The organism is Haliea sp. E1-2-M8, assembly GCF_030649675.1.
GTDB lineage: Bacteria > Pseudomonadota > Gammaproteobacteria > Pseudomonadales > Halieaceae > Haliea.
Genome location: NZ_JAUTDR010000014.1, coordinates 92,277 through 114,530 on the forward strand (window position 1 = coordinate 92,277; position 22,254 = coordinate 114,530).

Below are 22,254 nucleotides of genomic sequence, written 5' to 3' on the forward strand. Positions count from 1 at the left end.
TTTTTTGATAGACTGCGTCGACTTTGTTAACAGGAGTTAGGTATGGCCTGGAATGAACCGGGTGGTGGCGGCAACAAGCCCAAGGACCCTTGGGGTGGCGGCGAGCAGGGGCCACCGGACCTCGACGAAGCGCTGAAGAAGCTGCAGGAAAAACTGGGCGGCATCTTTGGCGGTCGCGGCGGCAGTGGCGGTAAATCCGGCGGCGGCAGGGGTATCCCGGCCAGTTTGTTCGTGGTTGCTGCGCTGGTCGCGGTGGTGGTCTGGGCACTGATGGGCCTGTACCAGGTCGACGAGCAGGAGCGGGCCGTGGTGCTGCGCTTCGGCAAGTACTACGACACTTTGCAACCGGGCCTGCAGTGGAACCCGCCGCTGATCGACGAGGTGATCAAGGTCAACACGACCAAGGTCCGCGCGGCCACCTTCCGCGAAATCATGCTGACCCGGGACGAGAATATCGTTGAGGTTCGCATGTCGGTGCAGTACGTGATCCTTGACCCCACCAGCTTCGTGCTCAAGGTCCGCGATCCGGAAAACTCACTGCAGCACGCGGCCCAGAGTGCGCTGCGGCACGTGGTGGGCGACACCACCATGGACGCTGCGCTGACTGAAGGTCGCGCTCAGATCGGGGTCGACGTGCAGACTCGTCTGCAGCGCTACCTCGACATGTACGAGACCGGCATCCGCGTGGTGAAGGTCAACATCGACGAGTCGAAGCCGCCGACCCAGGTGCAGGCAGCGTTTGACGACGTGATCAAGGCCCGCGAGGACGAAGAGCGGCTGAAGAATGAGGCCCAGGCCTATGCCAATGGCATCGTTCCGGAAGCTCGCGGTCGCGCCCAGCGGGTGATCGAGGAGGCGAGCGCCTATCGTGAACAGGTGGTGGCGGAAGCCGAGGGTGAGGCAGAGCGCTTCATGGCGCTGCTGACGGAATATGCCAAGGCGCCCGAGGTGACCCGCGAACGCCTGTACCTGGATGCGTTGCAGCGGGTCTTCCGCAACACCAGCAAGGTCATGGTCGACGTCGAGGGCGGCAATAACGTGATGTACCTGCCGCTGGACAAGATGACGGAGGCCTCCGGCCCGGCGGTGCCCCGCGTTGGTGGCAGGCTGGACTCCAACACCATTCGTGAGCTGACCAACGCCGTAAGAGAACAGCTGCGGCAGGATGATGCTTCGGCCAACAACCGCAGAGGAGGTCGTTAAGATGGGCGGTAAAGGTATGACCTGGATGTTGGTCGCGGTGCTGGCGCTGTTTGTGCTCAGCAACACGGTCTATGTGGTCAAGGAAACCGAGCGCGCAGTGATGCTCAAGTTTGGCGAGGTGGTCAATCCCGACATCCGGCCCGGGCTGCATGTGAAGATTCCCTTCGTCAACAACATCCGCAAGTTCGAGGCGCGCCTGCTGACCGTGGACGCCACTGCCGAGCGTTTCTTCACCCAGGAGAAAAAGGCGCTGATTGTGGATTCCTACGCCAAGTTCCGGGTGGCGGATACGGCGAAGTTCTACACCGCCACCAACGGTGAAGAGGCGCGGGCCAGTGCCCTGCTGGGGCAGCGGATCAACGACGGACTGCGCAACCAGGTGGCGATCAGGACCATCCAGGAAGTGGTCTCCGGGCAGCGCGACGAGCTGATGGAAGCGCTGACTGCGGAGCTGTCAGAGGTGGCGCTCGAGGAATACGGTGTCGAGGTACTGGATGTGCGGGTCAAGCAGATCGATCTGCCGCCTGATGTGTCCGAGTCTGTGTACCGGCGCATGAACGCGGAGCGCGAGAAGGAAGCCCGCGAACACCGCGCCCAGGGCCAGGAACTGGCCGAAGGTATTCGCGCAGCCGCGGACCGTGAGGTGACGGTACTCGAGGCCAACGCCTACCGCGATGCGGAACTGATTCGCGGTGAAGGTGACGCCAATGCCACTGGTATCTACGCCAGTGCCTTTACTACAGACCCCGAGTTCTACTCTTTCACCCGCAGCCTGCGGGCCTATCAGGACGCCTTCCAGGGCAGTGGCGACCTGCTGCTGATCCAGCCCGACAGCGAGTTCTTTCGCTACCTGAAGGATTCAACGGGCGGCAATTAGTCCGGAAAAACGCAGGTGCCTTCAGCGGTGCCTGTGGTAGAATTCGATAACCGTGGGATCTGGCGTTTTACCCACAAACGCCGGTGACCCGCGGTTTTTTTATGACCGCGGCAACAGGGGGTTGATGGTGGAGTTCTGGCAGGTTCTGCCGGTGGCCCTGGCGCTGGTACTGGTTATCGAGGGTGTCGTGCCGTTTCTGAGCCCAAGGGCCTGGCGGCAAATGATGCTCGGGGTGGCCCAGCAGCAGGACCGGGTCATCCGCAACGTTGGCCTGGGCAGCATGCTGTTCGGGTTGGCGCTTTTGTATTGGGTGCATTAAGGCTGGTTATGACGACAGTGGATCGCTGGCAATTGCCCGACGGGGTCGAGGAAGTGCTGCCCGAGCAGGCGCTGGTGGTGGAGCGTCTGCGGCGTGAACTGCTGGATCTCTACCAGAGCTGGGGCTACCAGCTGGTGATTCCGCCACTGATGGAATTCACCGAATCCCTGCTCATTGGCCTGGGCGAAGACCTGGACCTGCTCACCTTCAAGATGACCGACCAGATCAGCGGCCGGACCCTCGGGATCCGCGCCGATATCACCCCCCAGGTTGCTCGTATAGACGCCCATAGTCTCGCCGAGCCCGGTATTACCCGACTCTGCTACGCGGGGTCCACCCTGCACACCCGTCCCCAGTCCCTGCTGGCCTCGCGCTCACCGATCCAGCTCGGCGCCGAACTCTACGGCGATGACAGTCTCGCCGCGGATGTGGAAGTGATCGGGCTGATGCTGGCGACGCTGGAGCGGGCCGGGCTTGCCCGGATTACCCTGGACCTGGGGCACGTGGGCGTGTACGAGGCCGTGCTGGATGCGGCGGAACTCACAGCCGAGCAGGAAGCTGAGGTGTTTGACGCCCTGCAGCGCAAATCCCGGCCGGACCTGGCACAGGCTCTCGCGGGATTGGCCGAGCCGGTGGTAGCGCTGATCACCGGCCTGCTGGACCTGCACGGTGACGCCTCGGTACTCGCCCGTGCGCGGGACCAGCTCGCCGGTTCTGCGCCGGAAGCCCTGGCCGCGGTGGCGGCGCTGGAGGCCGTTGCCGCTGCGGTTGAGCAGCGGCACCCGGAGCTGGCGATCTACTTTGACCTCGCCGAACTGCGCGGCTATCACTATCATACCGGTCTGGTATTTGCCGCCTACGTGCCCGGGCACGGCCAGGCCCTGGCCAATGGCGGCCGTTACAACGATGTCGGCAAGGTCTTCGGCCGGGCCCGGCCCGCCACCGGCTTCGCCTCGGATCTCAAGGCTCTGATGTCGCTGTTCCCGGCGCAGGCGCCGGAACGAGGCGCCATCAGCGCACCCCCTGGCGATGCTCCCGGGCTGTTGGCGCGGGTCGCGGCTCTGCGCGCCGGCGGCGAGATCGTGATCAACTGCCTGGGGGCCGACCCTGATCCGCGCTGCGACCGGCAGTTGGTGGAAGTTGCTGGCGAGTGGCTGGTACAGCCCCTCGCTTCCTGATCAATCACACGAGTTGGATGTTCATGAGCAAGAATGTAGTGGTTCTCGGTACCCAGTGGGGCGATGAGGGCAAGGGCAAGATCGTTGATCTGCTGACCGACCAGGCCAACGCCGTGGTCCGTTTCCAGGGCGGCCACAACGCCGGCCACACCCTGGTCATCGACGGCCAGAAGACCGTGTTGCACCTGATTCCCTCGGGTATCCTGCGGGCCAATGTCCAGTGCCTGATCGGCAACGGCGTGGTGCTGGCACCGGATGCACTGCTGAAGGAGATTGGCGAACTGGAGACCAAGGGGGTGCCGGTGCGCGAGCGCCTGCGGATTTCCCCCTCCTGCCCCCTGATCCTGCCCTATCACGTGGCGTTGGACCTGGCCCGGGAAGCGCGCCGCGGGGTCGAGAAGATCGGCACCACCGGGCGCGGTATCGGCCCGGCCTACGAGGACAAGGCCGCCCGTCGCGGGGTTCGTCTCGGCGATCTCAAGGACCCGCAGCGTTTTGCCACCAAGCTGCGGGAAGTCATGGATTACCACAACTTCCAGCTGGAGCATTACTACAAGGTGGCGCCGCTGGACTACGAAACGGTCCTGCGGGAAACGCTGGAAATGGCGGCCGAGCTGCTGCCCATGGTCGCCGATGTCACCGCCATTTTGCACGAGTGCCGCAAAACCGACGCCAATATCATGTTCGAGGGCGCCCAGGGCTCCCTGCTGGATATCGACCACGGCACCTACCCCTTCGTCACCAGCTCCAATACCACGGCGGGCGGCACCGCCACCGGCTCCGGTTTTGGGCCACTGTTTCTGGATTACGTGCTGGGCATCACCAAGGCCTACACCACACGGGTGGGTTCGGGCCCTTTCCCCACCGAGCTGTTCGACGCCACCGGGGCGCACCTGGCCTCCCGCGGTCACGAGTTCGGCGCCACTACCGGCCGTCCCCGCCGCTGCGGCTGGTTTGACGCCGTGGCCCTGCGCAATGCGGTGAACATCAACTCCGTGTCCGGCCTGTGCCTGACCAAGCTGGATGTACTGGACGGGCTGGAGACGATCCAGATCTGTGTGGGCTATGCGGACAGCAGCGGCAGCCCGGTACCGAATCCGGTGGATTCAGACGACTACGACGGGCTGGTGCCAGTATATGAAGAGGTGCCGGGCTGGAGCGAGTCCACCGTGGGCGCCCGCACCCTGGAGGAACTGCCAAAGGCCGCCCTGGATTACATCCACAAGATCGAGGAAGTGGTGGGAGCACCCATCGACATCATCTCCACCGGGCCGGACCGGGTGGAGACCATCGTCCTGCGCCATCCCTTCGACGCCTGAGCGCGGTGCAGCGCCTGTCTACCAGAGGTGCGGCACCAGGCCCCAGAGCGCGGTCGCCAGCAGCCCGATATTGGCAAGAAAGCCGATGATCATGCCGGGGCCCCGTTTCGCGGGGTCCCTGACGTAGCTGTTGCGGTACAGGATGCGGCCGACCATGAACGCGAGCCCGAGACTGGCCGCTATTTCCGGGTTGAAGTAGAGGGCGCTCAGCCACAGCGCCGGCAATGTCACCAGCAGTTGTTCCAGAGTGTTCATCTGCACCCGGTAGGCCCGCTCGAAGCCCGGGTCGCCGGTCATGGCCGGCGCGGCCAGGCCCGAGCGGCCGCGTTCAGCGCCACAGAGCATGATAAAAACCAGGTACTGCACCAGTATCAACAGGGTAATCAACGCCACCAGAGCCATGCGGGGTTTCCGGGTTGTGAGAGGGGACCCTCTTATACCGCCCGCCCCGCCAGCTTGTCCAGCGCTGTCAGTAGTGGCGCAGCTTCCAGGCGCTGAAACCGATCCCGGTCCAGCGGCGGAAGGCCCGGTAGAAGCTGTTGACCTCCAGATAGCCCAGCTCATGGGCCAGGCATTTCCCCGGCCGCCAGTTGCTGCGCAGTACCTGTTCGCAGCGGTACTGCCGGGCGCGGTCCAGCAGGAACTGGTAGTGGGTGTGGTCGGTGCGCAGGCGCCGCCGCAGGGTAGTGGCGCTCATGCCGAGCTGCGCGGCCACGGTATCCACCCGCAGTCGCGACAGATCCCCGCGCAGCAGGATATGCAGCACCCTGTCGGTGGTGCGCGATTCAGCGTAGAGGCGGACGCTGGCGGCGGGGCGGGAATCGCGCCAGCGGGCCGGGTTGAGTGCGGTTTGAGTCTGTTCCATAACCAGAACCTCCCTGTTCAGGTTTTTGCAGGTCAAAGCTTGCGGCACCCCGCCGTTGCCGGTGGCTCCTTCCGTGGAGCTGCGGGCGGGCGGTTTTGCGGTGCCGAAGCCAAAAGATAGCAGAGAATTCGCGGCCCTGCCGCGCGCGCCCCCTGGCTGGGCGCAATTGGTGAAAAGCGGCGCTAGGGGATGGTTGTGGACAGGTTGCCCAGGGTGCCGGGCAGGGGGCAGTCCATGACCGCGGCGAGACTCGTCAGCAGTTCCCGCTCCACCGGGCTGAGTGTGCCGTCGGCGCTGGCGGCCCTGCTCATGGCTTTCAGCACCGGGGGCTTGAGCAGGGGGTAACAATCGGCCAGCTGATGCACGGCCCGGGCAAAGGCTTCCAGGCTGCAGTCTGCCACCGGCAGCAACTGCAGCGCGGGGTAGCCCAGCTCGTCCGCTGCCAGACGGAAGGTGGCCGCGGCTTCGCCGCTGCCGTGGTAGGCCAGCATCGACAGTACCACCCGCAGATGGTAGCGCACCTTGTCCAGGCTGCGATGGCGCGCCGTGGCGGGTTTCACCTGGATAAACTCCGGGTCGAGGTAATGGCGCAGCAGCTGGTACAGGCTCCATTCCAGCAGGTCGGTGCGGCGGTCGGCCCGGATCAGGCCCAGCAGGGTTCGCTTGAACTGCTGGTACTGGTCCGCCGACTGGCTCTTCAGGGCCGGCAGGCACAGTTCTATCAGCGGTAGCCGCAACCCCGGGTCGAGCTGTGCCACCCCCTCGCGCAACGTGTGGGCCAAATCCTCCAGGCCACTGACGCCGCTGTCCCGCAGCAGGGCGTACTGAACCTTGCGCACGCTGGCGTCGGGGCTGAACAGCAGGGCCATGACCAGCGCGGTGGCTCCGAGCGGTTCATGGCTGTAGCGGATGAAGGCCAGCGGCAGCTTGTGGCGGGCAGCCGTCGCCTCCTCCAGCTGGTCTGGCTCGGGGCCGAAGTCGGCATCGGCGTCAGCGTCGGCCGTGGCTTCCCGGGCCAACCCGGTGACGGCCAGGGCCGCGGTCACCAGCGCCGCGCGCCCGACTCCAACTTCGCCGGCACCCGGCCGGGCGGGGTGCTCCGGGTAATGCACCACCTGCCGCTCGAGGTACTGGCCGTCCCACTGCGGGTCCAGGCGCCGGATCCGCTGCGGCAGCGGCGGATGAGTGGCGAACAGTTGCCACAGCTGGTGACGGATCTGGCCGAAGAAGATGTGCGACATCTCGTCGGCCCGGGCGGCGTGCACCAGCGAGCCCGGGAGATAACCGCCGATCACCTTGAGGGCGTCGGCGATGCCGGTGTTGTCGCGGGTGTACTGCACCGCACAGGCATCTGCCAGGTATTCCTTCTGCCGGCTGATGGCGGACTTGATAAAGCCCGCCGCCAGCCCGCCCAGCCAGCCGGTAATCCACAGCCCCGCCCCCAGCAGGGGCAGTGCCGGGCCGCCGGAGCTGCGGTCGCGGTCGTTGCCGGTGCGATGATGGCTGCTGGAGCGCATCAGAATATAGCCCACATCGCCGATAAAGGTGATGCCCTTGAGCAGCGCCGCGAGGCGAATATTGAGGCGCATGTCGCCATTGAGAATGTGGCTGAACTCGTGGGCAATCACGCCCTGCAGCTCGTGCCGTTTGAGGTGCGCAATGGTGCCGCGGGTGACGCCGATCACCGCGTCGGCGGGGCTGATACCGGCGGCGAACGCGTTGATGCCGCGCTCGCCGTTCATGACATACACCGGCGGTACCGGCATGCCCGCGGCCAGGGCCATTTCATCGACGATATTGAGGCAGCGGCGCTCCGCCCGGTCCCGGGTTTGCGACAGTACCCGGACGCCGCCCATGGCTTCCGCCACCACCTTGCCACCGGAAGCCAGCTGTAGCCATTTGACCAGCGAGACCATGGCCACCGTGGCGCCGACCCCGAGGCCGATGCCGCCAAAACGCTGCCAGTTGAAGTAGGACAGAAACTCCCGCCAGCCCCCGCGCTGGCCGGCATAGAGGTTGTAGCTGTCGCCCCACCAGAGGAAGGCCGCGACCATGGCATTGGTCAGCAGGATCAGGCCCGCCACGGCGAGCAGGAACAGAACGGTCAGCAGGCGCGTGTTGCGCCGCGCCAGGTCCTGCCGGGCAAAGAAGTCCACTAACGGCCCTCAGGCGGTTGCTGCGCGGCCGCTGCTCAGAAGCTGACCTGTGGCGCCGCCTGAATTTGCACCGAGTCGTCGAATTCCAGCAATTCGGCGTCGTTGGGATGGCCGAAAGTGGCTGCAAACAGCACCGGCGGCATACTCTGGCGGTAGGTGTTAAAGGCCATCACGGCGTCGTTGTAGCCCTGGCGCGCGAAGGCGACCCGGTTCTCGGTATTGGTCAGCTCCTCGGACAGCTGCTGCATGTTCTCGCTGGCTTTCAGGTCCGGGTAGGCTTCCATGGTGACGCTGAGCTTGCCCAGCGCGCCCTGCAGGGCATTCTCCGCCCCGGCCAGCTTTGCCATGTCCGCGCCGCCGATGTTGCCGGCGCCCAGTGACTTGAGGATGGCGGCGGCCTCGTTGCGCGCCGTGGTCACCGCATCCAGGGTCTCGCGCTCGTGGCTCATGTAGCCCTTGGCGGTTTCCACCAGGTTGGGAATGAGGTCGTAGCGCCGCTTGAGTTGCACTTCGATCTGCGCAAACGCATTTTGATAACGGTTCTTGAGCGTGACCAGCTGGTTGTAGATGGCGATGACATAAATAACCAGCGCCAGCAGTATCAGCCAGAAAATGATGGTGGAGATTTCCATGCCTGCGCCCTCCAAGGCGGTGTCCAGTCTTTGGATTCTACCTGAAAACCGCGACGGGGCTATGGCAGCCCCTGCGGGGTCAGGCGGGGCTGACAGTCACCGGCACGCCGTTGACCGCGGCGTTGCCCGAGAGGACGTCCAGCGCCAACTCATCGGTGACGTCATTGCAGCTGACGCCCGCGTGGCGCACTGCGGTCTGCATGCGGATCCCGGGACGGTCGTGACCGTAACCGTGGGGCAGGCTGACCACACCGGGCATCATGTCCTCGCTGGCCTCCACCGTCACCTTGACCGCACCGGCCCTGGAACTCAGCGTGACCTCGACCCCATCGGCGATGTCCCGGCTCTGCATGTCCCGCGGGTGCATGAGCAGGGTGCAGCGATCCTTGCCTTTGACCAGCCGCCGATAGTTGTGCATCCAGGAGTTGTTGGAGCGCACGTGGCGGCGCCCGATCAGCCGCAGCAGTCCGTCCCCGGGCTCGGCGAACTCGTCCCGCAGTCGCTGCAGGTCCGCGAGGGGCTGGGGCGTGGCGCAGTTGATGGTTTGGTCACGGGTTTGCAGGCGCTGGGGCAGCTGCGGTTGCAGCGGGCCCAGGTCAATGCCGGATGGGTGTTGCCGCAGTTCCGCCAGGCTCAGGGCGTGGGGGCTGCCCTGGCGCGCGCTGTAAGGCCCCATCTGCAGGCCCAGGTCGATGATCTCGTGCGGTGGCAGCGTCGGCTGGGGAGCCTGGCCCAGCAGCTCCGCCACCCGGTTGCCGAGCTCGGCGAAAATTTCCCAGTCGTGCAGGGCGCCCTCGGGTTTGGGGAATACGGCCTCGCTGTGGCGGGCGGTGTTGCGAATGGCGTTGATATGAAAGCCCAGGTCGTAGTGATCGTGCTCCAGCGGCGATGTTGGCGGCAGGATGATATCCGCCTGGCGGGTGGTCTCATTCAGGTAGGGATCCAGGCAGGCCATGAACTCCAGCTGCTCCAGGGCCGCATCCAGCTGGCGACCGTTGGGGGTGGACAGCACCGGATTGCCGGCGCCGACGAACAGGGCCCGGATCTGGCCCTCCCCGGGGGTGGTAATTTCCTCCGCCATGGCCGCGGCGGGCAGTTCCCGGTCGAACTCGGGCAGCCCGCGCACCCGGCTGTGGTGGCGGCCAAAGCCGCCGGGGCTGATGCCGCTGACCTGATCCACCGCCGGCAGGGTGAACAGGGAGCCGCCGGGCTGGTCGAGGTTGCCGGTGGCGATATTGAGCAGCTGTAGCGCCCACTGGCACAGGGTGCCGTAGGCCTGGGTGGATACCCCCATGCGGCCGTAGCAGATGCCGGCGCCGGCAGCGGCCAGTTCGCGGGCCAGGCGGCGGGTGGTTTCTGCATCAATGCCGGTATGGGGCGCCGCAAATTCGGGGGTAAAGTCGGCGATCGCCACCGCGACCGTATCCAGCCCGCTGACAAAGCCGCTGAGCGCGCCCGGGTCGACGAGATCCTCGGCAAACAGGGTCTGCAGCAGCGCCAGCAGGAACAGGGCGTCGCTGCCCGGGGTGATAAACAGGTGCTCGCTGGCAAGCTGCGCGGTTTCCGTGCGCCGCGGGTCCACCACCACCAGCTTGCCGCCGCGGCGCTTGAGATCCTTGATCCGCCGGCGCACGTCGGGCACGGTCCAGATGCTGCCGTTGGAGGCGATCGGGTTGGCGCCCAGCATCAGGAAGTAGTCGCAGCGGTCGATGTCCGGGATCGGGAACAGGGACTTGTGTCCGAACAGCCACATGGCTACCAGGTGGTGCGGCAGCTGGTCCACCGAGGTGGCGGAAAAACGGTTGTCGGTACGGAAGTGGCGGAACAGGTTTTTCTGGTGGGTCATCATGCCGTAGTTGTGCACGGTCGGGTTGCCCATGTAGATGCCGATGGCGTTGACGCCGTCGCGCTGGGCAATTGCCACCAGCTGCCGCGCCGTGGTGTCCAGAGCCTCGTCCCAGCCGATGTCCCGCCACTGGTCCGCAGCGCCGTTTACGCCCCGGATCCGGCGTACGGGGCCGCGCAGACGATCCGGATCCTCGTGGATATCCTGCAGGGCGACCGCTTTGGGGCAGATGTGGCCGCGACTCAGCGGATCGTCCGGGTCGCCCTTGATCGACAGGATCTGCTCACCGTCGGTTTCGATCAGCAGGCCGCAGATGGCTTCGCAGAGGTGGCAAGCGCGATGGTGAATGGCTCTGGTCATGGCGGCAACGTTATGGTTAGGGTTGTAGCCGCAGTGTAGCGGGTTTGGGCGGGGCGGTTAAGCAGCTGCCGCTCGCGGGAGAAGGGGTCAGGAAAAGGGGTCAGGTCCATTTATGCCTGCATAAATGGACCTGACCCCTTTTCCCGGGCATAAATGGACCTGACCCCCTTTTCCGACCCCTTTTCCCGGTGTAACCTCAAACGAGATGCTCTACTGTAGTCAGGGAAACGATGAACGAGAGTTGGAAGTCGTATCAAACGGGCAACTTTTTCGACGAGCTGATTACTCCCAAGGGACAGCCCCGGGCCGCGGCCCGCGGCGCCATCAGGCTGTTGCAGCAGCTACCCACCGAGGAAATGGCCGCGCGCCGTGCCGCCGCTGAACTCGCGATCCGCGAAATGGGTATCTCCTTCACCGTCTATACCGAGGGCGGCAACATAGACCGGGCCTGGCCCTTCGATATCATTCCCCGGGTCATTTCCGCGCGCCAATGGCAGGCGGTCAGCGACGGTCTGCGCCAGCGCAGCCGCGCCCTCAACCGTTTCATCGACGACGTCTACAACAAACAATCGATACTCGCCGATGGCGTGGTGCCGGCGGAAGTCGTGCTCGAGTCCAGCAATTACAAGGCGCCCTGCGCCGGCATGTCGCCGCGCTTCGGGGTCTGGGCCCACGTTTGTGGTTCGGACCTGGTGCGCGATGGCGACGGCAAGTTCTATGTCCTGGAGGACAACCTGCGGGTTCCCTCCGGAGTGTCCTACATGCTGGAAAACCGCGAGATCACCAAGCGGGTGCTGCCGGAGCTGTTCGAGAACTACAGCATCCTGCCGGTGGACGACTACCCGTCCAAGCTGTACCAGACCCTGGCCTCCCTGTCGCCGCGGGAGCGCCGTCGTCCCTGTATCGCGGTGCTGACCCCGGGTATCTACAACTCCGCTTACTTCGAACACGCCTACCTCGCCCAGGGTATGGGGGCGGAGCTGGTGCAGGGCAGCGACTTGCTGGTGCCGGACGACGACTGTGTCTACATGCGCACGGTCGACGGGCCGGTGCGAGTGGACGTGATCTACCGGCGCATCGATGAGGAGTTCATGGATCCGGAGGCGTTCCTGCCGGATTCCATGCTCGGGGCGCCCGGCCTCATGCGGGCCTGGAAGGCAGGCAAGGTCGCCATCGCCAATGCGCCCGGCAGCGGGGTGGCGGACGACAAGGTCATCTATGCCTACGTGCCGGACATGATCCGCTACTACCTGAAGGAGAAGCCGCTGCTGGCCAGCGTCCCGACCTACCTGTGCATGCGGGAGAAGGACCGGGAGTATGTGCTGAAGAACCTGGACAAGCTGGTGGTGAAGCCCGCCAATGAATCCGGTGGCTACGGCATCATGGTCGGGCCCCACAGCACCGCGGCGGTGCGGCGCAAGTTTGCCCGCCTGATCGAGGAGAACCCGCGCAACTATGTAGCCCAGCCGACTCTGGCCCTGTCTACCGCGCCCACTTACATAGACGACGCCGTCGAGCCGCGGCACCTGGATCTCCGGCCCTTTATCCTGCAGGGCAAGGATAGTTGGGTGACCCCGGGGGGCCTGACCCGGGTGGCGCTGGTCAAGGGCTCGCTGGTGGTGAATTCCTCCCAGGGCGGTGGCAGCAAGGATACCTGGATCGTGGAGGGCAAGGTATGACCATGCTGTCCAGCGTTGCCGAGCGGCTGTACTGGATGGCGCGCTATCTGGAGCGGGCGGAAGATACCGCGCGCCTGGTGGCGGCCTACAACCACCTGATCATGGACATCCCCCGGGGTTCGGAGCTGGGCTGGGATGTGCTGATTCGGATTCTCGATGCCGAAGCCGCCTTCTACGAAAATCACCGTGTGGGCAATGAGCAGAACGTGCTGCGTTACCTGTTGGCGGAGAAGGACAATGTTTCCAGCATTCCGTTTTCGGTGCGCTGGGCCCGGGAAAACGTGCGCACTACCCGCGATGTGCTGCCCGAGGAAATCTGGGAGCAGATCAACGAACTCTACCTGTACACCAGCGACATGGCGGAGAAGTCCGTGGGCCGGCGCAATCGCCAGGCCTTCCTGGAGCAAATCGTCAACCGCTGCCAGCTGATCAACGGCATGCTGGCTTCCACTCTGCCGCGTGATCACGTCTACCGTTTCCTCAAGCTGGGTCACCTGTTGGAGCGATCGGACATGACCACCCGCCTGATGGATGTCGGTGCGGGTGAGATCCTCGCCCGGGACGGCACCCACGGCGCCATTGATCCGTTGATCTGGGCCTCCCTGCTGCAGGCCCTGTCGGCCTTCGGCGCCTACCGGCGGATGATCGGGCCGCTGGTGGAGGCGGAGGGGGTAGTGGAATTCGTGTTCCGGGAAGCGTCGCTGCCACGCTCAGTGGCTTTCTGTCTCGCCGGTGTCCGCGAGGAGCTCAAGCCGCTGAGCAACCACCAGGCAGCCCTGCGCGTGCTGGACCGCGGCCGGCGCAAGCTGTCGCGACTGGACGCCACGAACATGTCGCGGGACGAACTGCACCGCTATATCGATGAATTCCAGTCACTCCTGAGCGAGTTGCACCAGGCCATCACATCGACCTGGTTCCACCCGGATACCCCATGAAACGCCTCCAGTGTGCCTGCGGCAGCCAGGTCTTTTTCGAAAGCCGGGAGTGCGTGAACTGCGGCGCCCGGCTCGGCATCGACCCCACAACCCTGAGCATACAGAGCCTGCAGCCTCAGGGCGACGGGCTGTTCCTCGGTGCCAGCGGTGTCCAGTACCGCTTCTGCGAAAACGCTACCCAATGGGACGTCTGCAATTGGTTGTGTCCGGCTGACGACCCACACCCCCTCTGCTTCGGTTGCCAGTTCAACCGTACCATCCCCAACCTGTCCCTGCCCGGCAACATCCAGCGTTGGTGGATCCTGGAGCAGGGCAAGAAGCGTTTGTTCTATACCCTGCTCAGCCTCAGCCTGCCACTGGTAGACGGCTGGCGCGACCCCCGCAACGGTCTGTTGCTGGACTTTATCGAGGACGGCCGCAGCCACGAGGACTTTGCCGAGACATTCGCCAGCACCGGCTTCCTGGGGGGCGTGATTACCATCAATACCCTGGAGGCAGACGAGGTGGCCCGGGTTGCGGCGCGGGAGCAGATGAACGAAAGCTACCGCACGGTGCTGGGCCACCTGCGCCACGAGTCCGGCCACTACTATTGGTCGCGGCTGTGGCGCGACAACGACCTGCGGGCGGATTTCTCGACCCTGTTCGGCGACGAGACCATGGATTACGCCGGCGCCCTGGCCCGGCACTACCGCGAGGGACCTTCACCGGAGTGGCGCAACTACTACATCAGCGCCTATGCCAGCGCCCACCCGGCGGAGGACTGGGCCGAAACCTGGGGACACTACCTGCACATCGAGGACGCCCTGGAGACCGCGGCGGCCTACGGGGTGACCACCCTGGACATCGACAGTCTGGACATCAATGACCGCATCGCGCTCTGGCGCGACCTCAGTATCACCCTGAACGAGCTCAATCGCAGCGTCGGCCGCGGCGACGCCTACCCCTTCGTGATCAACAGTTTCGTGGAGTCCAAGCTCTGCTTCGTGGAGCGGGCGATTCGGCGGTTGCAGACCATGCGCTAAACGGCGCGGAGTGAAAAAAAGGGGTCAGGTCCCGAAAAAGGCGAAAAAGGGGTCAGGTCCATTTATGCAGGCATAAATGGACCTGACCCCTTTTTCGTAAATGGACCTGACCCCTTTTCCGGGACCCCTTTTTCACAGCAGCGGTAGCAGGGCTGCAGCCAGCAGAGGCGCCATGGGCACCGCGTTGCTGGGATGGGCGATGCAGTCAGTGCTCCAGACTTCGCCGACGCCCGCCGCCGCCATCACCTGCAGCGCGTCGCCGGCAAACAGGGCGTGGGTGACGGCGACGTCCACGGAGCGCGCGCCCGCCGCCAGCAGCAGGCGGGCGGCCGCGGCCAGGGTGCGGCCGGAGCTGGCGACATCATCCAGCAGTACGATCGCACGGTCGCTGACGTCAATCGCCGGCAGCGCGATCTCCACCCGGGTGTCCCCGTGACGTACCTTGCTGCACACGGCGTAGTCCAGGCCTTGTGCCCGCGCTGCGCTTTCGACCCACTGCGCGGACTCCGCATCCGGGCCAACCAGCAGCGGCTGCTGCCGGCGCTGCACCACCAGTTCCGCCAGGCTGGGTGCGGCGGAAAGGGCGATGGCGTCGGCCAGCGGCACTGCCTGCTGCAGGCGGCTGATGCGATGGAGATGGGGGTCCACGGTGATCAGGCCGTCAAACAGCTCCGCCAGGAAACCGCCGATGATCTTCTGGCTGACAATTTCCCCCGGCTGGAAGGCGATGTCCTGACGCATGTAGCCCAGGTAGGGCGTTACCAGCAGCAGGCGCCGCACGCCCAGTTGTCGCGCATGTCGGGCCACCAGCAGCAGTTCGACAAGTTTTTCGTTGGGCCGGTCCAGGCCGCGGTAGATCACCATGGTGTCCGGTGGATCGCCAGCGCCCGTACCTGGCAGCGTCAGCTTGAGTTCATCATCCGGGAAGCGGTGACAGGCGATTGCCGCCATGGGCAGGGCGCAGGCCCGGGCCAGCCGAGCTGCCGCGGCCTGCTCGTCGGCAAAGTACAGCAGCAGGGCGGACATCAGAATTCCACGAACAGCCGCGGCATGGCGGCGGCGTCGCCTATGTCAAAGCCAGTGGCGCGTTCGCAGAGCTGGCGGGCGAAACCGAGCTCCGTGGGGTAGGCGGCATAGACCCGGTACAGAAGGTCGCCGGCTGCGACCGTACTGCCCAGTTTGGCCAGCAGGTCGACGCCGGCGCCGGCGGCCCGGGGCGCACCCGCCTGACGGGCGATGCGGGCCAGCTGCAGGTTGTCGATGCCGATAACCGTGCCGGATTCGCCGGCGTGGATTTCGAAGCACAGTGGCGCCAGCGGCGGGTGTTCCGGGTCAAAGGACTTCGCCCCCTGGGCGGCGATAATATCCTGCATTTTCTGCAGGGCTCTGCCCGAGTCGAGAATATCCCGGGCGATGGCAAAGCCGTCGCCGCCGCGCACGTCCGGATCAAACTCCAGCATGCGGCCGGCAAGGCGCAGGGCCTTCTGGCGCAGATCATTGGGCGCCTCTGCGTGATTTTGCAGCACCCGCATCACATCGCGGGCCTCCAGCACCGGGCCGATGCCATTGCCTACCGGCTGGCGGCCATCCGTGACCACCACATCCAGGGTCAGCCCCATGCGTTTGGCGACGAATTCGAACAGGCGCCGCAGGCGCTGTGCTTCCGGCATGGAGCGCACCTTGGCGGTGGGTCCAATGGGGATGTCCAGGACCAGGTGGGTCGATCCGGCGGAGACTTTTTTCGACAGGATCGAGGCCACCATCTGCCCCGGCGAGTCGATCGACAGCGGCCGCTCCACCGCAATCAGCACGTCATCCGCCGGCGACAGGTCGCTGGTCCCGCCCCAGGCCAGGCAGCCGCGATGGGTGTGGACGATGTCCTCGAGCTGGTCAAACGGCAGTTCCACTGTCGCCAGCACCTCCATGGTGTCGGCGGTACCGGCGGGGGAAGTGATGGCCCGGGACGAAGTCTTCGGGCAGAGCATGCCGTGGGCGGCCACGATAGGCACCACCAGCATCGACGTGCGATTGCCGGGGATGCCGCCGATACAGTGCTTGTCCACCACCGGGTGTTCGCCCCAGTTCAGGCGGCGCCCGACATGGCTCATGGCGTCGCTGAGGAAAAAGACCTCTTCACGGTCCAGTTCAGACTGGTTGCAGGCCACCACGAAGGCGGTCAGCTCGATCTTGGAATAGCGGTGTTCGGCGATGTCGTTGACGATGGCGCTGAAGTCTTCTGCGTTCAGTCTTTCCCCGGCGATCTTGCGGTGCAGGGCGGGGATGGAGCTGGCCGGTTCGGCCTGGGAGACCTGGACCTGCTGCCCCTCACCCAGCCCCAGCAGGGTAAACGCATCTTCGGACAGGCCCAGTTCGTCGCAGCCGACGATCGCAGCGTCATCCACCACGTTGACGCTGGCCAGAATCCGGCGGCCGTTGCTGCTCACCTCGACCTTGGCCAGCGCCTGGAAACCCTCCGCCCGGTACAGCTCGCATTCCCGGTGCAGGTAGGCCACGTTTTCGCGGTAGGTATCGATGCCTACCCGGCGCAGCGCGAGGGTGGAGGCGGCCAGGGCAGCCCCCGCTGCGTCGGTTGCTGGCTCGAGTTTCTTCATCGTCTCAGTCGTCGTCCCCTAGGACCTCGCTCAGAAGCGGCAGCTTGGCGAAGGCTTCGCGGATATTGTCATCCCAGCTCTGGCGCAGCTTGGCCAGGTAGGGGTGGTGCTCCTCCAGGGTGAAATAGCGCGCATAGGGTTTGAGGCTGTCGTTGCGATAGTACAGGCACTCCAGCGGCGGGCCCACGGTGGCGTTGGAACGGATGGTGGAGTCCATGGATACCAGGGCGCAGCGCATCGCCGTTTCGTAGGGCGTGCTTGGTCGCACGATCCGGTCGAGGATGGGTTTGCCATACTTGGTCTCGCCGATCTGCAAGTACGGGTACAACTCGGAGGCGGTGATGTGGTTGCCCTCCGGGTAGATCAGGTAGAGGGCCTGGTGATGGCCCTTGATTTGCCCGCCGAGAATAAAGGTAGCCGAGGCGTTGAAGGAGGGCCCCGCTACCGGCGCGCTGGAAGCGGTGTACCGGGCCTGCTCGGTGACGCTGATTTCGCCGACATAGTCCGCCACGTCGGCGACATAGCGGGCCTTGAGGATGTTGAACTTGGCATCTTCCTCCAGGTCGCGCTGGATCTGGGCAATCACCGCCTGGCTGGTGGCCAGGTTGCCGGCGCTGAGCAGGATCAGGGAGCGGTCGTAGGCTACCGAGAACCGGTGCATCTTGCTGTAGGTGCTGACGCGGTCGGGGCCTGCATTGGTCCGGGAGTCGGAGCAAAAGATCAGGCCGTCTTCCACGGCGATGGCGAGGCAATAGGTCATTGGGGGGGGCTCAGGGTCCATCGGCTGCTACTGCGCGCAAGCATACTGGCAGCCGCGGATGATTACTACAGGCTGTGGACTTGCGACATTTGTGAGCCAAGGGTAAAGTCTACTAAAAATCAATAGTAGGGGGCGTCATGCGTAAAATTATTTCCGGCCTTTCCGGCCTTTCCGGCCTTTCCGGCCTTTCCGGCCTTGTGGGTTTGCTTGCTTCCCAGGCTTCATGGGCAGGAGGGGCGGCAGGAAGCTCGACATTCACCCTGAACTGGACATCTGGCGCCACTGCAGTACCCACCCTGGGACTGTATGGAACGATAGCCCTGGCGCTGCTGGTGATGGTAGTGATGCTGCGCGTTATGCGTGACAAGCCCGCGATATTGCGCACGCTGGCGCCAGTGGCCGGCCTGGGGTTAACGCTGGGCGCAGGTCTCTGGGTGCAGGACATCACGGCGGGGGTTGCTGCCGTACCCAGTATTGGGGCGAGCAGCTGTAACGGCAGCCAGACCTACACGGCTGATGGCCCCAATCCGCCGCCCTGTTTCATCAATACCTGCGGTGCCCCGGTGACTGTCAGCTACACGTTCGTCAGTGGCACGGATTTTCAGGGGGACCCTCTGACTGCCGAGCAATGCACGCTGGACTATTTTTGTTCTGTTCAGGAAGGGGACGCGCTACAGGGCGCCCAGATTCCCAGTGATGGCAAATCCTATGCAACGGCCTACTGCCAGGAAATCTTTAACGGTGTTACGGCGACCTGATGGAGCGGTTGCGGGGCTGCGCAAGCTGGCGGAGGATGGTGCTGCTTCGGAATAATCGAAGCTACTGACCGAACAACTCTTCGAGTGAACTGGCCGTCAAAACGTCATCCGTCCAGGTTTCCAGCGTTTCCGCGGAGGCGTCCTCCAGTTTTTGCAAGACCCAGGCAGGGAGTTCACCAAAGCGACGCATCAGCAGGCGCTGGAGCACACGGCGCCCTCCGTGGCGGCAGCGGTCAGTTTCAATAACCTTGTAGTCGTGGCCCCTGCACACCGCGGTAATAGATGATCTCATTTCCCCGCTAGCGGCTTGCCAATATTTGCTATGGGGCCTAATACAACCAATTAATTAGTCATAAATTGGACTCTCTGTGAGCACTGAAACCATCAGCCTGGCCGATGCCAAGGCACATCTGAGTGAAATTACCGAGCGCGCGGCACGTGGTGAAACCCTGTTTATCACCAAGCACGGTAAGCCTGTGGCACAACTTGTCCGCCCGGCAGCGCCGCGCAAACCGGTGTCGCTGCCTCTGCTGCGCGCGTTAACCGATGGCATGCCAGAGCAAGTGCAGAGCGCCGGCGAATTTATGCGTGAGCAGCGCGATAACGCTCGCTATTGATGTTGTAGCTGGATACCGACATACCTTGCCGATGCGCTGGCACTGTTCACCACACTAAAGGAAGAAACGTTTAACTGCCTGCAAGTCACTGCGGGGGACTTCAATGCGGCGGCTCGTTATGCGGATCAATTCAAAACCGGCCTGCGGGCAGGGGATGCCTTGCATCTTGCCTTGGCGGCCAACCACGGTGCGCGTCTGGTCACGCTGGACAAGGGGCTGGCCAAAGCGGCCAAGGGGCTGGGGATCAGTAGCGAGCACGTGTAAACCTCGGGAAAGCACCATCTCCCGCGCTTTCACCGTTACCGACCGAACAACTCTTCGAGTGAACTGGCCGTCAAAACGTCATCCGTCCAGGTTTCCAGCGTTTCCGCGGAGGCGTGTTCCAGCTTTTGCAAGACCCAGGCAGGGAGCTCACCAAAGCGACGAGTCAGCTGGCGCTGGAGGACACGGCGCTCACCTTGCTCCAGCCCTTGCACCAGCCCATCTTTCAGCCCCTCTCGCCGCGCTGAATGGATGGAGCTGATCCAGCACAAGGGCGGGGAGGTGGCCTACAGCGACCCGCACGTGCCCGTCTTCCCGCCGATGCGCCGCTATCGCTTTGACCTGCAGAGTGTGGAGTTGACACCCGAGGGCCCGGCGGCCTTTGACGCGGTGGTGCTTGCGACGAACCACGATGCCTTTGATTACGCGCTGATCAGGGACCATGCCCGGCTGATTGTGGATACGCGGGGGGTGTATCGGGAGGGGGCGGCGCATATTGTGCGGGCGTGATCTAGTTGGTCGGTTTTGATTTGTCCTTGCGGTCTAGTTTGGTCCATGGGCTTGCCTCGCTGAGACTACATTTATTCCCAGGAATAACGTTTTGATGTCAGTCATTACCGCCACCTATAACTTCTCGCTATTGTCATGGTTGTGCCGATAATGCATGCGTGGCTGGAGTGAACTGGAATCCATGCGCTTTGGTTGCTTGCGCTGGTTAAAAACGAAAAGCGACTTTCGCGGAGATTTTTTCCAGGCGCTACGCGCTGCTGGCAGTCACCTACAAGAAGAACATCTACCACGTGCGTGAATCCCCCTCCGCCATGATCAGTTAGGGAACATCTCCATGACCAGAGATGATTTAGAAGTAGTTGCTGACGATCTTCTGTATCTAGCGGAGTGGGGGCCAGAAATCACTGAGCGTGAAATTCGTCATGGAAGTGCAGTTTTACGAAGGCTTCTGTTTGAAGGTGTTTACGGCACTGCTTGGCGGGCTATTGGCTGGCCAAAGCAGCCTAAACTTATTGCAGTCTCGATCAACGAGATCGCTTCACCCGGAAATCTCTCACAAATTGTCTATGCAATCGCTGCGGGAGCCAATTTCCGCGGAATCCAAATGGCCTGCATGATGATGAATAAAGGCTCATCGCCAATCGGGAACTCATTGGGTCCACCGTTGCGGGAGAATGGCTATCCTGGCGACAGGGAATTCTCGCTCAGCGAGTACCTTTCATCTCTTTCAGGCGTCGTTGATGGAAAAACATTCAATCGACGCGAAGTCATAAAGTACATCGCCAACGTAAAAGGCGGAGTTCATTTGAGCGCCAAGGAAAGAAAGAGCGAAGCTAAATTGATTGCTAAGCTAGGAAAAATAGAGAAAAAAATCATGGTGCATACAACTGACGGATTGCTCGTAGAATTCGTAGCGATTGGTCAAGCATTGGGTTGTTCCAAGGATGCACAGTCCTTTATCAAACATGTGCATGAAATGCCCTGACAAATGCAGGCACAGCGACAAAACAAGATCCGACAGCGCAGGGCGTTTATGGGGTCTGTGTTATGGCCGCAAAGCGGACACCAACAAGCTGTTGCGCTACTGGTGTGCGGGTGAGTATACGCCGGCCCGGCTGCGTCGAGGCTGGATGCCACCGCCCCCCGCCCTGTACGTCCGCAAGGAGTGGTATGAGCGTATCGGCAGCTTCAATACCGGCTATCGCATCGCCGCTGATTATGACTTCATTCTGCGGCTCTTCTCTCCCCCTGAGTTCAAGGCGGCCTATATCCCGGAGGTGCTGGTTACCATGCGCGTTGGTGGGGCGAGCAATCGCTCCCTGCGTAATGTGATCAGAAAGTCCAGCGAGGACTACCGTGCCCTGCGTGCCAGTGGGGTAGGGGGGCTGGGCACCCTGGCGTTGAAAAACCTGAGTAAGTTGGGGCAGTTTTTGCCGCGGCGGGGTTGATTGCGGGGCTTTCACGGGGGCGGGTTTTGCCGGATTTTGGTAGGTTTTGATGTACCAATTGGGCGATGGTTTTGCGATGCTGTGGACTGGCCAAGGGGCAGGATCTTGCCAGCGTCTGCAGGAGGGCTATGATGACCACATTGGCGTTTGATTCGCTTAGAAATGCTCGGAAGCCCGGAGAGGCGGACGGTGGGGCATCCCGTGGCAGCAGGCTGATGCGCGGGCGTGGCTGGGTTGAGCGGGAGCCTTATATTCAAGCGTTTTGGTTGCTTGCGCTGGTTATAACCGAAAAACGTCTCATCGGCAATATCCTCCCCACCTGCTAAAGTGAATATCGGGACATGCATGCTTGAGTCTGCGAAAGTGATATAGGGGCCGGTGTGACGGCAATCCCTGAGTATTCGTCATTGGGCTCAAGCGCACCCGCAGGATCGAAGATGAGACGTTGATCGTCGAGCGATTCCGCGGAGACATTCGTAGCCTGCGGGTGCATGTCCCGCCTTTCCTGGCAGATACCTGCCAGTTGATCTAGTAAAGACCAAAAAAGCGGGACTGAGTGACTATATCCGCGGAGATTTTGATCGTTTTTGATGACCAATACCGGCGCGCAGGTGAGTTGTTAGTATCCGGCTGCTTTCTGATGTCGCAGCGCAGGAATCGTTGCAGTCTCACCATCGAGGGTATTTAGCGCTATACAACTACTGCCTCAGCAATCGATCAGCAGTTCCCGAAACTCTGTATCCATATCAGCAACAATCCGCGATCGCCGCGATTTGCCCCGACTGAGCACTGGTCGAAGAGACCGCCGAGTCCCGTGGCGGCCCTCACGAGACGGTCAGAAAAGCGGCCAAACTCGCGGACAAAAAATTCTTTCTATTTTTATATGTCTATGATTTT

The 22,254-nt window shown here is 63.2% G+C and carries 24 protein-coding genes; 14 read left to right on the plus strand and 10 right to left on the minus strand.

Translation table 11 applies throughout. From position 1 onward, the window contains the following. The first annotated feature begins 42 nt into the window (after positions 1 to 42). From hflK to Q6D67_RS13315, 5 genes are all read left to right on the plus strand, one after another. Positions 43 to 1,203, plus strand: coding sequence for an FtsH protease activity modulator HflK (hflK, locus tag Q6D67_RS13295; protein WP_304706142.1), 1,161 nt, complete (start codon positions 43 to 45; stop codon positions 1,201 to 1,203). 1 nt (position 1,204) lies between these two features. Further along, positions 1,205 to 2,080, plus strand: a complete 876-nt coding sequence (gene hflC, locus Q6D67_RS13300; protein WP_304706143.1) for a protease modulator HflC — start codon at positions 1,205 to 1,207, stop codon at positions 2,078 to 2,080. 124 nt (positions 2,081 to 2,204) lie between these two features. Continuing rightward, complete coding sequence (locus tag Q6D67_RS13305) at positions 2,205 to 2,399, plus strand: DUF2065 domain-containing protein (protein ID WP_304706144.1); 195 nt, start codon at positions 2,205 to 2,207, stop codon at positions 2,397 to 2,399. Between the two features lie 8 nt (positions 2,400 to 2,407). Continuing rightward, positions 2,408 to 3,577 (plus strand): ATP phosphoribosyltransferase regulatory subunit, encoded by a 1,170-nt coding sequence (locus tag Q6D67_RS13310; RefSeq protein WP_304706145.1) that lies wholly within the window; start codon positions 2,408 to 2,410, stop codon positions 3,575 to 3,577. A gap of 23 nt (positions 3,578 to 3,600) precedes the next feature. Next, complete coding sequence (locus Q6D67_RS13315; RefSeq protein WP_304706146.1) at positions 3,601 to 4,896, plus strand: adenylosuccinate synthase; 1,296 nt, start codon at positions 3,601 to 3,603, stop codon at positions 4,894 to 4,896. Positions 4,897 to 4,914: 18 nt separating this feature from the next. Here Q6D67_RS13315 and Q6D67_RS13320 read toward each other — a convergent pair whose 3' ends face one another. From Q6D67_RS13320 to Q6D67_RS13340, 5 genes are all read right to left on the minus strand, one after another. Next, positions 4,915 to 5,298 (minus strand): MAPEG family protein, encoded by a 384-nt coding sequence (locus Q6D67_RS13320; RefSeq protein WP_304706147.1) that lies wholly within the window; start codon positions 5,296 to 5,298, stop codon positions 4,915 to 4,917. A gap of 67 nt (positions 5,299 to 5,365) precedes the next feature. Continuing rightward, entirely contained in the window at positions 5,366 to 5,761 is a 396-nt protein-coding gene (locus Q6D67_RS13325; protein WP_304706148.1) for a helix-turn-helix domain-containing protein, read from the minus strand. 182 nt (positions 5,762 to 5,943) lie between these two features. Next, on the minus strand, positions 5,944 to 7,917 hold the full coding sequence (locus Q6D67_RS13330) for a M48 family metallopeptidase (protein ID WP_304706149.1): 1,974 nt from the start codon (positions 7,915 to 7,917) through the stop codon (positions 5,944 to 5,946). 35 nt (positions 7,918 to 7,952) lie between these two features. Then, the gene (locus Q6D67_RS13335) at positions 7,953 to 8,549 is read right to left on the minus strand and encodes a LemA family protein (protein WP_304706150.1); all 597 of its coding nucleotides are present in this window, start codon (positions 8,547 to 8,549) and stop codon (positions 7,953 to 7,955) included. 79 nt (positions 8,550 to 8,628) lie between these two features. Next, complete coding sequence (locus Q6D67_RS13340; RefSeq protein ID WP_304706151.1) at positions 8,629 to 10,755, minus strand: molybdopterin oxidoreductase family protein; 2,127 nt, start codon at positions 10,753 to 10,755, stop codon at positions 8,629 to 8,631. Positions 10,756 to 10,985: 230 nt separating this feature from the next. On the opposite strand from Q6D67_RS13340, the gene Q6D67_RS13345 reads away from it, so the two are divergent. From Q6D67_RS13345 to Q6D67_RS13355, 3 genes are read left to right on the plus strand one after another with little or no spacing between them, the layout of a single operon-like run. Further along, positions 10,986 to 12,434, plus strand: a complete 1,449-nt coding sequence (locus tag Q6D67_RS13345) for a circularly permuted type 2 ATP-grasp protein (protein ID WP_304706152.1) — start codon at positions 10,986 to 10,988, stop codon at positions 12,432 to 12,434. After that, on the plus strand, positions 12,431 to 13,369 hold the full coding sequence (locus Q6D67_RS13350) for an alpha-E domain-containing protein (RefSeq protein ID WP_304706153.1): 939 nt from the start codon (positions 12,431 to 12,433) through the stop codon (positions 13,367 to 13,369). The genes Q6D67_RS13345 and Q6D67_RS13350 overlap by 4 nt, the downstream gene beginning before the upstream one ends. Next, complete coding sequence (locus tag Q6D67_RS13355) at positions 13,366 to 14,391, plus strand: putative zinc-binding metallopeptidase (RefSeq protein ID WP_304706154.1); 1,026 nt, start codon at positions 13,366 to 13,368, stop codon at positions 14,389 to 14,391. The genes Q6D67_RS13350 and Q6D67_RS13355 overlap by 4 nt, the downstream gene beginning before the upstream one ends. A 132-nt stretch (positions 14,392 to 14,523) precedes the next feature. Here Q6D67_RS13355 and Q6D67_RS13360 read toward each other — a convergent pair whose 3' ends face one another. The 3 genes from Q6D67_RS13360 to Q6D67_RS13370 are packed head-to-tail and all read right to left on the minus strand — an operon-like array spanning position 14,524 to position 17,763. After that, on the minus strand, positions 14,524 to 15,417 hold the full coding sequence (locus Q6D67_RS13360; protein ID WP_304706155.1) for a ribose-phosphate diphosphokinase: 894 nt from the start codon (positions 15,415 to 15,417) through the stop codon (positions 14,524 to 14,526). Continuing rightward, entirely contained in the window at positions 15,417 to 17,003 is a 1,587-nt protein-coding gene (locus tag Q6D67_RS13365; RefSeq protein WP_304706156.1) for a thymidine phosphorylase family protein, read from the minus strand. Before Q6D67_RS13365 ends, Q6D67_RS13360 begins: the two co-directional genes overlap by 1 nt. Positions 17,004 to 17,007: 4 nt before the next feature. Then, positions 17,008 to 17,763: a peptidase gene (locus Q6D67_RS13370; RefSeq protein WP_304706157.1), complete on the minus strand. Its 756-nt coding sequence runs from the start codon at positions 17,761 to 17,763 to the stop codon at positions 17,008 to 17,010. A gap of 137 nt (positions 17,764 to 17,900) precedes the next feature. On the opposite strand from Q6D67_RS13370, the gene Q6D67_RS13375 reads away from it, so the two are divergent. Further along, the gene (locus Q6D67_RS13375; protein ID WP_304706158.1) at positions 17,901 to 18,521 is read left to right on the plus strand and encodes a hypothetical protein; all 621 of its coding nucleotides are present in this window, start codon (positions 17,901 to 17,903) and stop codon (positions 18,519 to 18,521) included. A 61-nt stretch (positions 18,522 to 18,582) separates the two neighbouring features. Here the strand turns inward: Q6D67_RS13375 and Q6D67_RS13380 are convergent, their stop codons facing one another. After that, positions 18,583 to 18,813: a DUF4351 domain-containing protein gene (locus tag Q6D67_RS13380; protein WP_304706159.1), complete on the minus strand. Its 231-nt coding sequence runs from the start codon at positions 18,811 to 18,813 to the stop codon at positions 18,583 to 18,585. Positions 18,814 to 18,889: 76 nt separating this feature from the next. Here Q6D67_RS13380 and Q6D67_RS13385 point away from each other — a divergent pair, with 76 nt between their 5' ends. Both Q6D67_RS13385 and Q6D67_RS13390 read left to right on the plus strand, forming a co-directional pair. Beyond that, a complete protein-coding gene (locus Q6D67_RS13385) occupies positions 18,890 to 19,138 on the plus strand; it encodes a type II toxin-antitoxin system Phd/YefM family antitoxin (protein WP_304706160.1) in 249 nt (82 codons plus the stop codon). Between the two features lie 42 nt (positions 19,139 to 19,180). After that, positions 19,181 to 19,402: a type II toxin-antitoxin system VapC family toxin gene (locus Q6D67_RS13390; protein WP_304706172.1), complete on the plus strand. Its 222-nt coding sequence runs from the start codon at positions 19,181 to 19,183 to the stop codon at positions 19,400 to 19,402. Positions 19,403 to 19,437: 35 nt separating this feature from the next. Here Q6D67_RS13390 and Q6D67_RS21810 read toward each other — a convergent pair whose 3' ends face one another. Beyond that, on the minus strand, positions 19,438 to 19,614 hold the full coding sequence (locus Q6D67_RS21810; protein ID WP_370551962.1) for a DUF4351 domain-containing protein: 177 nt from the start codon (positions 19,612 to 19,614) through the stop codon (positions 19,438 to 19,440). Positions 19,615 to 19,651: 37 nt separating this feature from the next. Here Q6D67_RS21810 and Q6D67_RS13395 point away from each other — a divergent pair, with 37 nt between their 5' ends. From Q6D67_RS13395 to Q6D67_RS13405, 3 genes are all read left to right on the plus strand, one after another. Beyond that, positions 19,652 to 19,909, plus strand: a complete 258-nt coding sequence (locus Q6D67_RS13395; protein WP_304706161.1) for a UDP binding domain-containing protein — start codon at positions 19,652 to 19,654, stop codon at positions 19,907 to 19,909. 334 nt (positions 19,910 to 20,243) lie between these two features. Next, a complete protein-coding gene (locus Q6D67_RS13400) occupies positions 20,244 to 20,894 on the plus strand; it encodes a hypothetical protein (protein ID WP_304706162.1) in 651 nt (216 codons plus the stop codon). A gap of 145 nt (positions 20,895 to 21,039) precedes the next feature. Continuing rightward, on the plus strand, positions 21,040 to 21,357 hold the full coding sequence (locus Q6D67_RS13405; RefSeq protein WP_304706163.1) for a hypothetical protein: 318 nt from the start codon (positions 21,040 to 21,042) through the stop codon (positions 21,355 to 21,357). Positions 21,358 to 22,254: the final 897 nt, after the last annotated feature.